General features: G+C 43.5%; 13 protein-coding genes. 2 read left to right on the top strand and 11 right to left on the bottom strand.

Annotated features, from left to right (window positions below):
• Positions 1-32: 32 nt before the first annotated feature.
• Genes HRT75_RS09205 through rsgA form a run of 3 tightly spaced genes read right to left on the bottom strand, consistent with a single transcriptional unit; the run spans position 33 to position 3,122 of the window.
• A complete protein-coding gene (locus HRT75_RS09205) occupies positions 33-1,700 on the bottom strand; it encodes a transglutaminase domain-containing protein (protein ID WP_291185561.1) in 1,668 nt (555 codons plus the stop codon).
• 19 nt (positions 1,701-1,719) lie between these two features.
• Positions 1,720-2,172, bottom strand: a complete 453-nt coding sequence (gene dtd, locus HRT75_RS09210; RefSeq protein WP_291185563.1) for a D-aminoacyl-tRNA deacylase — start codon at positions 2,170-2,172, stop codon at positions 1,720-1,722.
• Positions 2,169-3,122, bottom strand: a complete 954-nt coding sequence (rsgA, locus tag HRT75_RS09215) for a ribosome small subunit-dependent GTPase A (protein WP_291185565.1) — start codon at positions 3,120-3,122, stop codon at positions 2,169-2,171. The genes dtd and rsgA overlap by 4 nt, the downstream gene beginning before the upstream one ends.
• 68 nt (positions 3,123-3,190) lie before the next feature.
• On the opposite strand from rsgA, the gene HRT75_RS09220 reads away from it, so the two are divergent.
• The gene (locus HRT75_RS09220; RefSeq protein WP_291185568.1) at positions 3,191-3,649 is read left to right on the top strand and encodes a hypothetical protein; all 459 of its coding nucleotides are present in this window, start codon (positions 3,191-3,193) and stop codon (positions 3,647-3,649) included.
• Positions 3,650-3,677: 28 nt separating this feature from the next.
• Here HRT75_RS09220 and HRT75_RS09225 read toward each other — a convergent pair whose 3' ends face one another.
• Genes HRT75_RS09225 through HRT75_RS09240 form a run of 4 tightly spaced genes read right to left on the bottom strand, consistent with a single transcriptional unit; the run spans position 3,678 to position 7,654 of the window.
• A complete protein-coding gene (locus tag HRT75_RS09225; protein WP_291185571.1) occupies positions 3,678-4,760 on the bottom strand; it encodes a bifunctional 3-deoxy-7-phosphoheptulonate synthase/chorismate mutase type II in 1,083 nt (360 codons plus the stop codon).
• Between the two features lie 7 nt (positions 4,761-4,767).
• On the bottom strand, positions 4,768-5,625 hold the full coding sequence (locus HRT75_RS09230) for a prephenate dehydrogenase (protein ID WP_291185574.1): 858 nt from the start codon (positions 5,623-5,625) through the stop codon (positions 4,768-4,770).
• A complete protein-coding gene (locus HRT75_RS09235) occupies positions 5,622-6,782 on the bottom strand; it encodes an aminotransferase class I/II-fold pyridoxal phosphate-dependent enzyme (RefSeq protein ID WP_291185576.1) in 1,161 nt (386 codons plus the stop codon). Before HRT75_RS09235 ends, HRT75_RS09230 begins: the two co-directional genes overlap by 4 nt.
• Entirely contained in the window at positions 6,779-7,654 is an 876-nt protein-coding gene (locus HRT75_RS09240) for a prephenate dehydratase (protein WP_291185578.1), read from the bottom strand. The genes HRT75_RS09235 and HRT75_RS09240 overlap by 4 nt, the downstream gene beginning before the upstream one ends.
• Before the next feature lie 224 nt (positions 7,655-7,878).
• On the opposite strand from HRT75_RS09240, the gene gldA reads away from it, so the two are divergent.
• Positions 7,879-8,781 carry a gliding motility-associated ABC transporter ATP-binding subunit GldA gene (gldA, locus tag HRT75_RS09245; RefSeq protein ID WP_291185580.1) on the top strand — a complete coding sequence of 301 codons (903 nt, stop codon included), beginning with the start codon at positions 7,879-7,881 and terminating at the stop codon, positions 8,779-8,781.
• Here gldA and HRT75_RS09250 read toward each other — a convergent pair.
• The 4 genes from HRT75_RS09250 to HRT75_RS09265 are packed head-to-tail and all read right to left on the bottom strand — an operon-like array spanning position 8,765 to position 12,535.
• Positions 8,765-9,514 (bottom strand): head GIN domain-containing protein, encoded by a 750-nt coding sequence (locus HRT75_RS09250; RefSeq protein WP_291185583.1) that lies wholly within the window; start codon positions 9,512-9,514, stop codon positions 8,765-8,767. The genes gldA and HRT75_RS09250 overlap by 17 nt on opposite strands.
• 1 nt (position 9,515) lies before the next feature.
• Positions 9,516-10,643, bottom strand: a complete 1,128-nt coding sequence (locus HRT75_RS09255; RefSeq protein WP_291185586.1) for an acyloxyacyl hydrolase — start codon at positions 10,641-10,643, stop codon at positions 9,516-9,518.
• A gap of 34 nt (positions 10,644-10,677) precedes the next feature.
• The gene (locus HRT75_RS09260; RefSeq protein ID WP_291185588.1) at positions 10,678-11,433 is read right to left on the bottom strand and encodes a head GIN domain-containing protein; all 756 of its coding nucleotides are present in this window, start codon (positions 11,431-11,433) and stop codon (positions 10,678-10,680) included.
• Between the two features lies 1 nt (position 11,434).
• The gene (locus HRT75_RS09265) at positions 11,435-12,535 is read right to left on the bottom strand and encodes an acyloxyacyl hydrolase (protein WP_291185591.1); all 1,101 of its coding nucleotides are present in this window, start codon (positions 12,533-12,535) and stop codon (positions 11,435-11,437) included.
• Between the last annotated feature and the right edge of the window lie 101 nt (positions 12,536-12,636).

The raw sequence follows: 12,636 nt of genomic DNA on the forward strand, positions 1-12,636 counted from the left end.
AACAAGAATCCGCCTAATGATGTTTAAACACATTAAATAGTTGCAACTAATAATATGCTGCTTCCTTCTTTTTCAAAGCTGTAACTCATGCTCACCGGTTTGGAGGTATCGTTGAGATTCTTGAGCTCAAGATCACTCACCAAATCTAGATTGTAATCATCCATTAGGTCTTCTTCTATTTTAGAAGGACTTTCGTTCTCAAAAGCACGTCGTTGATCCAAAGCCTCCAAAAGAGTTCTGTTAGCACGCACGCCTCCGCTGATATCGCCAAAGTCATCCAACTCTACATTGAGCATGGTACTCACCTGACTGATCGTTTTAGGATACAGGTCCACACTCATAGACAGCCCGTTCTCCATCACCATGGTTCCGCTCCAATTCAATACGCGATTAGGCAATACATTAGGCGCAGCCATCTTTTCTGTGGCATCCAATAAATAACGTTGTCCGTCAATCTCAACGGCGGCGATCACATAGTTAAAGCCATCAATTGTTGGGTAGGCTGGAATTCCGTGACTACGCGTACTCACCAAAACAGGGTTGGCGTTTAAGCCAGCTTCCTTAAGCATAGCGGTAAGCAGTAAATTGATGTCTCCTGTATTACCGGTCTTTTCGCGATAGGCCTTTGCAATTCCACTTGCGGCACTCATTCCGTAGCGCTTGTTCCAATTCATGTGAGACTTCACATAGTCAAAGATGCGGTTCATGCGGTCCATATAACCACTAGCCCCTTCTAGCACTCCTGCGAGATCATCTTTAAAGAAATTGGTACGATCCAGCTGTTTTCCAAAGCCGTCGTACTTGTAAATGGTAGCCACAACATCTTCCCAACTTTTAGAATACTCTTTCACTACTCCAGATTGACTTTTGGTACTGCTGAGTTCATAGACCACAGTGAATCGGTAATTGTCAATATTATCCACGTAGCGCTCCTCTTTCAAAGCGGGAACATGCATGTATTCATACTCAGAGATAAACTCTTCGAATATCGCTGCAGCGTCTTTAGTGGTCGAGGTAAGCCCTCCGCCTTGCTCATAAGTAAAGTCAATTCTACGGGTATCGGTGTAATCTTTAGGGTTGGCGTTAAAGTTCCCTTTGATCAAACGGCTGAACTGGAAATACTCCAGAATCTGAATCTTGGTATAGTGGTGTGCCGTAGGAATATCCTCTTGGATCACCACATCGTCAATGGTAGTGAAGAAAGGAGAAACAATGCGGTAAGAGATCTCAAGCACAGATCCTACTTTAACAGCAGGCATGGTAAGACTGACCTCCAGGCGATTGTCGGTCTCCATATTTTCAAAGATTCCGGACTTGCTGAGTTTTTCTGATCTGACCTTTCCGTCTTCCAAATTAAATGTAAAAGCTTTGATGCTTTCTACGCGTTCTTTTAGACGCCCTTTGAGATATAGATTGATCTTTCTGGTGGCGTAATCCAAGCCGTCTTTGTTCAGGATCTTAATACGCTCATGTACATCTGTGTAAAGCACCCATCCTTTAACTTCGTCATCTTCATAATAAGTGTTTCTCGATTTGTGAAGATAAACAGCGGGTGCCGCGGTATCTTGCGGATACACACTCATACTGAGTTCTTCTTTAGAAACTTTCTTGAATTCGTAGTCTTGGGCAAACGCATTATGACTTAAGCCCATGAAAAGCAATATCACAATACATCCTACTTGGGATACTTTTTTAATCATTTTGCGCTACTTAGTGGAGTTATTCTTTATTTTTTGTGTCGATAATCAAGGTGACGGGGCCGTCATTGGTTAGTTGCACGTCCATCATGGCTCCAAAGGAACCTGTACCTACTTTTTTACCGACTACTCTCTCAAATGTACTAATAAAATCCTCATAAAGTGGCTCAGCAATGGAGGGATGTGCTGCCTTAATAAATGAGGGTCTATTGCCTTTTTTGGTGGAACTGTGTAAGGTAAACTGACTCACTACGATAGCGTCGCCATTTACATCACCAAGTGCCAAATTCATAGCTCCTTGTTCATCACCAAAAATTCGCAATCGCGCGATTTTTCCTGCCAACCAATCAATATCTTCTCGGTTGTCTTCTGCTTCAATTCCCAAAAGAATCAACAAGCCTTGTTCTATGGATGAGATCTGCTCTCCAGCCACCGTTACCGATGCCCGACTTACTCTTTGAATTACTGCTCTCATGTTTGTTGGAACTCGTCTTTACGGTAGGACTGATCTTGTTCCTCTTCTAACAGAGTCACATAACTTTTATAGCGGGACCAAGAGATCTCATCGTTTTCTAAAGCTTCTTTAACAGCACATTTTGGCTCTTCTAAATGCAAACAGTTGTTGAATTTACATTCGGATTTTAGGGCGAAGAATTCCGGGAAATAATCACTGATCTCGTCCTTGTCCATATCTACAATACCAAAACCTTTGATTCCTGGAGTGTCTATGATTCTCGCGTCAAAATCCAAATCAAACATCTGCGCAAAGGTAGTGGTGTGCTGCCCTTGCTTGTGTTGATCTGAGATGGCAGCTGTAGCCAGATTCAAGCTCGGAGAAACCGCATTTACCAAAGTGGATTTACCCACACCGCTATGCCCTGCAAACATAGAGGTCTTGCCTTCCATCATGGCTTTTACTTCATCCACGCCCTTTCCGGTCTTGGCACTGATAGCTAAGCAGGTATACCCGATCTGTCGATACATATCCATCAAATAGAGCTGTTCTGCTTTCTTTTCAATATCATAGGTGTCCATCTTATTAAAAAGTAAAACGGCCGGAATGCTGTAAGCCTCCGCAGTGACCAAAAATCGATCTATAAAAATGGTAAAGGTGGGCGGATTGTCATGAGTGATCAGCAAAAACACCTGATCGATATTAGAGGCAATGATGTGGGTCTGCTTGGAAAGATTGACCGACTTGCGAATGATGTAGTTATCGCGGTCGTCGATCTTTTTGATCACTCCTACGGTCTCGTCGCCGTTGGTCTCTAATTCAAACTCCACCCGATCTCCAACAGCCACCGGGTTGGTGCTTTTGATTCCTTTGATGCGAAACTTGCCTTTAATTCGGCATTCGTGGAATGTGCCGCTTTCATCTTTGACGGTATACCAGCTGCCGGTTGATTTATAGACTGTTCCCTTCATAGGTGTCACAAAAATAGGGAGTTTGATAGAATAAGTAATATTTTTACCTCACACAATAAACCTACGCAATGAATAAAATAATCTTAATCTTAGTTTTGACCCTTGTAAGCGTTGATCTGCAAGCACAGCAACAATACGAGGTAAAAGTGATCACAAGTGTCGAATCCATAGTTCCTAATGGATTGGGTAGATCCAGATTAATCTCGGCCAATGAACAAAGAGACTATCAGGAATTTACTTCAACTCAAACTGAGGATGACAATACCCGAAACAAATCCAAACGAAAAGATATTCGTGTAAAGGATTTTGAAGAAACAAAATTGCTCAACTTCTACAACATTGGCGGAATTAGATTCCAAAATATTGCAGCTAATGACGCGTTAATTGAATCTAAAATCAATGCCATGCTAGCAGAGGGCTGGGATCTAGCATTTGTCACCTCCGCTGTAGAGAGTGATTCAGGAGACAAAGACGGCCAAGGTATTTTTATTACCCGATACATCTTTAGGCGTCCAATTCAAAACTAAATCAAAAGCCCGCTTCCCGCGGGCTTTTTTATTGCTTGTAGATTTTTTCTTGGTGGTTGATCGATTCTTGGTGGATCGCTTTAAACACACGTAGAATAAACTCTTCGCTGAGTTGGTGCTGCTCTCCTTCTAAAATCATTTTGCCCAAAATCTCGTTCCAACGCTTGGTTTGCAATACGGCCACGTTGTTGGCTTTTTTAAGCGTTCCGATCTCATCGGCAACCTTCATACGTTTACCCAAGGTCTCAATAAGTTGGTGGTCAATCACATCAATTTGCGTACGCAAGGTGTTCAGTTTGTTTTTAAACTCCTGCTCTTGACCTTCTTCTTTTCTGATGGTGAGCTCTACCATGATCTCCTTCAAACGATCCGGTGTGATCTGCTGTTTGGCGTCACTCCATGCGTTGTCTGGATCGTAGTGCGTCTCTACCATGAGTCCATCGTAGTTGAGATCCAAAGCCATTTGACACAGATCAAAGATGATATCTCTGCGCCCGGCAATGTGGGAAGGATCCAAAATCAATGGCAGATCTGGGAAACGGTTCTGCAGATCTACGGCAATTTGCCATTCTGGATTGTTTCTGTAACGGGTCTTTTCATAAGTAGAGAATCCGCGGTGAATCACACCCAAATTAGCAATGTCAGCCGTGTGAAAACGCTCTACGGCTCCCAACCAAAGGGAAAGATCTGGATTCACCGGGTTCTTGATCAAAACCGTTTTATCCGTTCCTTTGAGCGCATCTGCAATTTCTTGCACAATGAAAGGCGATACCGTGGTTCGCGCTCCAATCCAAAGAATATCCACATCATGCTGTAAAGCTAGATCCACGTGATTGGCGTTAGCCACCTCTGTAGTGGTCAATAAGCCAGTTTCTTCCTTGGCCTTTTGCAACCACTTTAAACCTAAAGCTCCTACTCCTTCAAAGTTGCCAGGACGCGTTCTGGGCTTCCAGATCCCAGCACGTAATACACTTACGTCACTGTCTTTGAGTTCGTGGGCTATCTTGAGGACTTGGTCTTCGGTTTCCGCACTACAAGGTCCTGCGATCACAAGTGGGTGATCCAGTCCAAAGGCGTCCAACCAATTTCTGAGTTCTTTTTTATTTTCCATAGTCTTATTAATTCTTCTTAATTCCGTTTAATATATGTTTGATGCTATTGATTGCTGTCATTTCCTGATGCATAGCGGGTTCGTCATCGCGCTCTAGTAAAGCTTTAAAGGCTTCTAAATTTTCTATATAGGCATTGAGGCTGTCCAACAAATGATCGCGATTTACCGAAAAGATCGGCGCCCACATATTGGGACTACTTTTTGCCAAGCGAACGGTAGATTCAAATCCACTGCCTGCTAGGTCAAAAATATCACGCTCATTCTGCTCAATGTCCATGACCGTTTTGCCCAGCATGAAGGAACTCACGTGTGACAAATGAGACACATAGGCTAAATGTTTGTCATGGGCTTCAGGGTCCATATAACGAATCCGCATCCCCAACTCTCTGCAGAGTTCTTGCCCTTTCTCTTGAAGGGTCAAACTGGTTTTTTCTACTTCACAAATGATGTTGGTCTTGCCTTCAAACAAACCTGTGATGGCTGCCTTGGGTCCAGAATATTCGGTACCGGCAATAGGATGCATGGCCAAATAATTTCTGCGCTTAGGATGTGTTTTTACTGCGGAGCAGATCACGGCTTTGGTGGAGCCCATATCGGCCACTAAAGTCTGATCACCTACTTGATCCAAAATACCACTCAAAATTTGTGCAGTGGCATGTACAGGGATAGCGAGAACAACCAGATCGGCTTTGGACAGATCTTTCTCTGTTGCTTCCGAATCTACCAAACCTAGATCCTGAGCTTGCTCTAAATGATCCGGATTTTGGTCCATACCTTGCAGCAACACCTTAGGGTATAGTCTCCTCAAGTCTATCGCCAAGGAGCCTCCAATGAGTCCGAGTCCAATGATAACTACCCGATTCATAGTTGTATGTTTTTTTCAATGATTCTGCGATGCGCAGCTTCCAAATCAGTCAGAGATACACAAAGCGAAATTCTTATATAGCCTTCACCCGCGGTTCCAAAAACTGTTCCTGGGGTGATGAAAAGATCTACCTCATCTAAGAGGCGATCTGCAACAGCTTCTGCAGAAACTCCCGCTGGTAATTTCACCCAAACAAAGAGTCCTTGTTGATCATCACTAAAATCTCCACCCAAAGCATTGGCGATCCTCCACGCCCATTCACGGCGTCTGGCATAAGTTCCATTGAGCTGTTCAAACCAGGTTTTGTCCATACCCAAGGCAGCAATGGCACCTCTTTGTAGGCCGTAGAACATCCCGCTATCCATATTGCTTTTTACTTTAAGCACAGCCTGGATAAACTCCGCATTACCACAGAGCATCCCTACGCGCCAGCCAGCCATATTGAAGGTCTTGCTCAAAGAGTTCAGTTCTAAAACCACCTGTTTAGCGCCTGGAATCTCTAAAAGCGATACAGGGGTATCGGTGAGAATGAAACTATAAGGATTGTCATTGACAATCAAGATCTGATGGGCTTTGGCAAAGGCAATGAGTTTGACAAAAAAGTCTTTGTTAGCGGTAGCCCCTGTTGGCATATGTGGGTAATTGACCCACATGATCTTCACCTTGCTTAGATCTGTCTGTGCTAAAGCATTGAGATCTGGCAACCAATTTCGATCTGCGCTAAGATCATAAGTACGAATATCGGCTTCTACCAAACGCGCCACAGCAGCATAGGTCGGGTAACCAGGGTTCGGGATTAGAACCTCGTCACCTGGATTTAAAAAAGCCATGGAAATATGCATGATCCCTTCTTTGGATCCCATTAACGGTAAGACTTCCGTCTCGGCACTCAAGGCAACCTTATAATGCGCTTCATAAAAACTAGCGATGGCCTTACGCAATTCTGGAATACCTTGATAGCTCTGGTATTGATGCGCTTTGGGGTGCGCCAAAGCATCTTGTAAAGCGGCAGTTACTTCTGGTGCAGGCGGCAGATCTGGCGAACCAATCCCTAAGTTGATCACCGGTCTTCCATCTGCAATACGCTGACGTACTTCTCGCAATTTTCGCGAAAAGTAGTATTCCTTGGTTTGTGCTAAACGACTTGCAGTTATCATAAGTTAATCTTCTTGTCGTTATACGTACCCAAAACCTTAAAATGTTTGGCCATTATTCCTAACATGGCGGTTGCTTTTTCAAAATCAGCAAGACTTTCAAAGACCACATCCACAAAAAAAGAATAGCGCCAAGGCGTTTCAATTATGGGTAGCGATTGAATCTTGGTCAAACTCAAATTGCAGTCACTCATCACATTCAATGCAGTTGCCAAACTCCCTCTTTTGTGATCCAACTCAAACTTTAAAGACGCTTTATTAATGGCCACCCCAGGTTCTTGCACCTTGGTTTTACTCACCATCACAAAACGCGTGGCATTTTTTGAAATGGACTGTACATCTGGAACTAAAACATCCAAACCGTACAAGAAAGCTGCTAATTCTGGCGCTAAGGCAGCAATCCCTTTCAATTTCCCTTCGGCGATCTCTTTTGCAGCTAGTGCAGTATCTGAAGCTTCAACCAACTTTATATGCGGATGTTGACTAAAAAATGCCTTACACTGCAACAGGGCCATATAATGAGAGTGCACTTCTTTGATCTCACTGATATCTTGCCCCTCCATAGCCAATAGGTTATGGCTGATGTTCAAATAGTGCTCGCCACAAACGTGTAGATCATTGGTGTCAATTAAAGCGTAATTGGGCAGAATAGACCCAGCTGTAGAATTCTCTACAGCCATGATTCCAAAATCTACTTCTCCCCCTACGAGTTTAGCGATCAAACTATCAAAGGTCTCGCATTCTACAACACTGGCCTCTGGCCCAGCCCATTGTGTAGCGGCCAAATGATGGTTGGAACCACGAACTCCCTGAATGGCGATCTTTGCCCCTGGATGCGTTATGGAATCTTGTACCGTTTTGGTTTCTTCGTTCATATCAAAAAAAAAATCCCGAGACGAGCTCGGGATTTATATGTGTTTCACTTTAGTTAACTACATAGGTTACCCGATCTCCTTTCGGAAATAAAAAAACCAATAGTTATAAAAAGTACTAAAGTTGTTCATTTTCTGTTATTGAAATGCTAAAGTAGCCAATGCAAGCTATGCAGCAAAATTTTTTTGAGATTTTTATAATTCCTAGCTTTACACAAACTATAAATATGTCAATTGCAGTCACAGATCTTACCAAATTCTACGGAACCCAAAAGGCCCTAGACGGCGTTAGTTTTTCTGTGGATAAAGGAGAGATTGTTGGTTTCCTGGGACCTAACGGCGCGGGAAAATCAACTTTGATGAAAATTTTAACCACCTATTTGGAGCCGAGCTCGGGGAGCGCTAGCGTAAACGGACAGGCGGTCTTGGACAACCCAATGGCGGTGCGCCAGAGTGTTGGATACTTGCCTGAGCACAATCCACTGTATCTGGAAATGTATGTCAAAGAGTATTTGAACCAACACGCGCAATTGCATAAGAGTCCAAAGAACAGAATCGCGGAAGTTATTGAGCAAACCGGTCTTAGCCCGGAAGCTCATAAACGCATTGGCAGCTTGAGTAAGGGATACCGACAGCGTGTTGGATTGGCAGCAGCACTGCTCCACGACCCTGAAGTTTTGATCCTAGATGAACCTACCACAGGGTTGGACCCCAATCAAATTTTGGAGATTAGAGAACTCATTAGAAATGCAGCAAGCTCTAAAACGATCTTTTTATCTACACACATCTTGCAGGAAGTTGAAGCGCTTTGTGACCGCGTTATCGTGATTGACAAAGGACAGATCGTTGCCGACCACAAGCTCAGTGAGCTCAAAGGAGATCAACAACAAATTGTTGAAGTGGCTTTTGACTTTAGAGTTGAGGAGGTTGCTTTAAACCGTTTGCCTAAAGTAAGCAAGGTGGAAAACGTTCATGAGTTTACGTATTTGATCCATTTTGACACCAAAGAGGATATGCGTTCTACGGTTTTTGATTTCGCTCACGATAATGGCCTTAAGATTCTTCAGCTGAATCAGAAGAACAAAAACTTGGAAAGTCTATTTAGAGAGCTGACTAATCCAGGAAAATAAGACGGCCCGTATAGAATTCAGTTACCTCAACAACAGGCGGTGTATTGGAGCAGATCACATCTCCGACGCTTCGAATCTCTCCGCTGATTTGTTGCTGCGGATTTACAAACATCTGATTCGTCCCGCGGTGGAAAACTTCTAGATTCTGCACGATGAGTTCCTGGGCTTCAATGCGACAATCTCCACTGAATATTTGAACATAAGCATCCATTGCACTTCCCCTCAAAAAGAAATTGGACAAATTGTTGGTCAAGATTCTGAGTTCTTCCACCTCTAGATCCATATCAAAATCGCCATCGACATTTATGCGATCATTCTCTGTAAAATCTTCTGATTTCAAGCTGAGTTCCGGGTATTGCAAGACGCCATCGCTGCGAACCGTGCGCCCCGATTGATTACTCACCACCGTTATATTAGGACTGGTCACATAGGCAATAGTGGGTTGATAATCACGTGTGAAATTACAAGCGTTAGCGTCGCGCAAAATAAGCTCACCGTCCTCCACTATGGCGGAGATGTCTGGAAGAAGATTGGAGCCAGCAACTATACGAACTTCATGATGATCACCTTGCTTGAGAACAAGTTCGATACGCTCTCGGACGCGAATACGGTCAAAGGCCGCAACCTCATAATTGACCTCTATCCGATCCCCATTAGTTTGGAAGCAATCAAAAGCATTTTCGCTGTCACAAGACAGTAACGTCAACACAATAAGTAAAGTCCAAATTCTCATCTTACAGTTTGTTAAATCTAATTCCTACCGCAAATTCCACGGCTTCCGCTTTGGCCCCATGCGCTTTTACAGTGACACCCGCAAAAACCCTGTCGTTCTTACCGAAATACCTTTTTAAACCCAGCCGATTGTACAATTGCCCTTCAAAATCAAAAGGATAATACACGTAATAACCCAATTGCGACACAAAGGCCACTCTGTTAAATCGCAATTCATGACCGATAAAAATTCCCACGCGCTTCCAGTCTTCATCACCGGTAACATTTTCTTCAGGAAAGGCTACAGAACGGAAATAGATCAACTCTTTCAGAAACTCAGCAAAGAACAGATCAACTCCCGCTTGAAGCGTTGATTTGTGATTGATCCGTTTATCTACAAAAGCAGAGACCACATAAAAGGGAAACTGCCCTTGGCCCACAATATCACTTTCGTTGACACCGCCTCTTAGCACCAAATTGAAATGCACCGGTTCGCTGTAGGGCGTTTTGCCTTCAAAGGGAACATACTCTGGGAAATTATCGTGATCAAACTGATAATTCAACCCTGCGCTAAAGGCAAAGGTATTGGTACTGTTGTTAGGCGCTTTTAAATTGGCGTTGGAATAATGTATGACTGTAAAACCAGCCTGAAGACCCAAACCGCGCCAAAGTCGCTCTTTTACATAATCGAATTTGAGCATGGTTGTGCTCAGTAAATGCGTTCCATAGGCATTGTTGAGGAAGTTCTCATCCCGATCGTAAGGGTTACTGGCATAGGCAATTCCCTGTCCGATCCGAAGCACCAAAGAGCGCTTTAAAAAGTAGAAATTGAAGTGACCGTACAAGCCATAATTCTCACCTAAGGCTTGATTCTTAAAATTTTGGTAGGTAAAGGTGAACCCCCAATCCGGATAATTGTAACGCCGTTCCCAGGCATTGAAACCATAAGTCTTTCTGTTATAGCTCAAAACAAAACCCTCCGGATGATCAGTTATCAAATGACTCAGATCTGGGTTGTGCTCCATGATGGTTCCGTAGAAATAGTCGAACTGGAGCGAAAAAGGCTTTTGCTCCTCTTGTTCTTGTGCCAGACTGTCTGCAGCGCCTGCAACCAGAAAGAAGAGGAAGAAGAGAAGAAATCGCGGGTTCATAATATGTATACGCAAATGCAGTGCGGCTTGGTTTTTAGTCTTCGAAAATTAGGGTGCCAGTAAAGAGTTCTTCAACCTCAACAAGCGGGGGTGTATTTACAGAGATGACATCACCGGCACCTCGAATGACACCGATAATACTTTGCTGTGGATTCACGATCATTTTATTCGCACTGACTTGAACGATCTCTAAATCTTGAATAATCAAATCCCGCCCTTCTAGCCTTGGCTGCTCGTCACTGAATTGGACAAAGGCATTGTTAGCGGTTCCTGAAATATAAAACACACTGATCCCGTTGGCATTGATTTGCAGATTATTGACTTCAATATCTAAGAAGAAATCACCACTCTTTTTACCAGAACTTCCCTCACCAGAGGTATTGCTAAGTAAATTAAGACTAGGATACTGCAACACACCATCACTGCGTACTTCAAAACGAGAACTGTTTCTGATCTGCACTAAATTCGGGGCGTCCACGTAAACGGTTGTCAAACCGTATTCCCGCACAAAATTGCAGCGGTTATCGTTGGCAACTACGAGCAAATTATCTTCTTTTCTTACGCTGATGTCGTCAATAATGAATTCACCACTTTCCAAGACAACTTTATAGCTGTCTGCTTGGCGAATCACCAGACGCACTCCGTCTTCAATGCGAATGCGTTGGAAGTCTGATAGCGCAAACTCTTTGGTCACCAAGTCTCCTGCCGCCTGAATACAATCAGGGGCATCACTGCTGCTGCAACCGAGCAGGAGTGAAACGGAAATTATCAGAAGCGTGAGTTGTTTCATATTAGTTGAATCGATATCCTATTCCAAAAGCCAAGGCTTCTGCTTTAGCCCCGTGGAGTTTTAAAGCCAAGGAACCGTGAAAATTTTCGCTGATCTTATGTTTTAAGCCGACGCGTTGGTAGAATTGACCTTCAAAATCGTAGGGGTAGTAAAAATAGTAACCCACATGCGTTAGAAAAGACAACGGCCCAAAATGCAGCTCGTGCCCCACAAATACACCTGCGCGCTTCCAGTCTTCATCACCTGCAATGCCTTCTCGTGGAAAAGCTATGGCTCGGTACTCAATTTCTTCTTTCAAGAATCGCGACATAAAAAAGTCCACTCCACCGAGTATAGAACTGCGCCTGTTCAAGCGCTTGTCTGCAAAAGCCGAAACCACCAGAAAAGGATGCTGTCCAAGACTGACATAATCACTCTCATTAAGCCCAAAGCGCAGCACAGCATTGAAGTGCCAAGGCTCTTTGTATTGATTGGTCAACTCTTGATTCTGATATTCAAAATCAGTAGTGTAATCCAAATCGTAATTCAAACCTAAATGCACCGCCAAGGTATTGGTACTGGTATTAGGCGCTCTAAAATTGGCGTTGGAGTAATGCACCAATGATCCTCCAATGTGTAATCCTAACCCTTTATAGAGTCTGGGTAGGATAAAATCGCCTTGTACAAAAGTGGAACTCAACAAACGCGAACCATAGGCATTATTCTTGAAGTTGGTTTCCAGATCAAAAGGGTTGGTAGCATAAGCTATTCCCTGTCCGATCTTGAAACGAAACATGCGTTTAATAAAGTAAAAGGAGTAATGGGCATACAAACCATAGGTCTGACCCAATGCAGGTTCTTTAGGGTCTTGATAAATGAAGGAAAACCCAAAATCGGGATAATTGTAAAGCGCTTGCCAAGGTTTTTCACCAAAACTGCGTTTGTTGTAGCTTAAAATGATCCCTTCCGGATGTCCCGTGATCAAATGCGCTACGTCTTTATTGTGTTCTACTATGCTACCGTAGAAATAATTCGCCTCCAGAAAAACGGAGTCGTCGGTAGTGTTCTGCCCATATAACGCAAAAGTCAAACAGCAAATAAAGACAGCAAGCCACTTCTTCATGGGCTTAAAAGTAACTAAAATCCTTACAGTTTAAAAAGGGAGATTACACCGATAAACATTTCCGCCGGCAAGCACAATTCCGATCTGCTGTCCTGCAAATA

Source organism: Gilvibacter sp. (assembly GCF_013214815.1).
Lineage (GTDB): Bacteria > Bacteroidota > Bacteroidia > Flavobacteriales > Flavobacteriaceae > Gilvibacter.

Bases quoted from the DNA above. Each gene is read 5' to 3' on its own strand.
- rsgA (WP_291185565.1), bottom strand. From the start codon at position 3,122: ATGAAGGGAACAGTCTATAAATCAACCGGCAGCTGGTATACCGTCAAA.
- gldA (WP_291185580.1), top strand. From the start codon at position 7,879: ATGTCAATTGCAGTCACAGATCTTACCAAATTCTACGGAACCCAAAAG.
- HRT75_RS09240 (WP_291185578.1), bottom strand. From the start codon at position 7,654: ATGAACGAAGAAACCAAAACGGTACAAGATTCCATAACGCATCCAGGG.
- HRT75_RS09230 (WP_291185574.1), bottom strand. From the start codon at position 5,625: ATGAATCGGGTAGTTATCATTGGACTCGGACTCATTGGAGGCTCCTTG.
- HRT75_RS09220 (WP_291185568.1), top strand. From the start codon at position 3,191: ATGAATAAAATAATCTTAATCTTAGTTTTGACCCTTGTAAGCGTTGAT.
- HRT75_RS09225 (WP_291185571.1), bottom strand. From the start codon at position 4,760: ATGGAAAATAAAAAAGAACTCAGAAATTGGTTGGACGCCTTTGGACTG.
- HRT75_RS09265 (WP_291185591.1), bottom strand. From the start codon at position 12,535: ATGAAGAAGTGGCTTGCTGTCTTTATTTGCTGTTTGACTTTTGCGTTA.
- HRT75_RS09260 (WP_291185588.1), bottom strand. From the start codon at position 11,433: ATGAAACAACTCACGCTTCTGATAATTTCCGTTTCACTCCTGCTCGGT.
- HRT75_RS09255 (WP_291185586.1), bottom strand. From the start codon at position 10,643: ATGAACCCGCGATTTCTTCTCTTCTTCCTCTTCTTTCTGGTTGCAGGC.
- HRT75_RS09250 (WP_291185583.1), bottom strand. From the start codon at position 9,514: ATGAGAATTTGGACTTTACTTATTGTGTTGACGTTACTGTCTTGTGAC.
- HRT75_RS09205 (WP_291185561.1), bottom strand. From the start codon at position 1,700: ATGATTAAAAAAGTATCCCAAGTAGGATGTATTGTGATATTGCTTTTC.
- HRT75_RS09235 (WP_291185576.1), bottom strand. From the start codon at position 6,782: ATGATAACTGCAAGTCGTTTAGCACAAACCAAGGAATACTACTTTTCG.
- dtd (WP_291185563.1), bottom strand. From the start codon at position 2,172: ATGAGAGCAGTAATTCAAAGAGTAAGTCGGGCATCGGTAACGGTGGCT.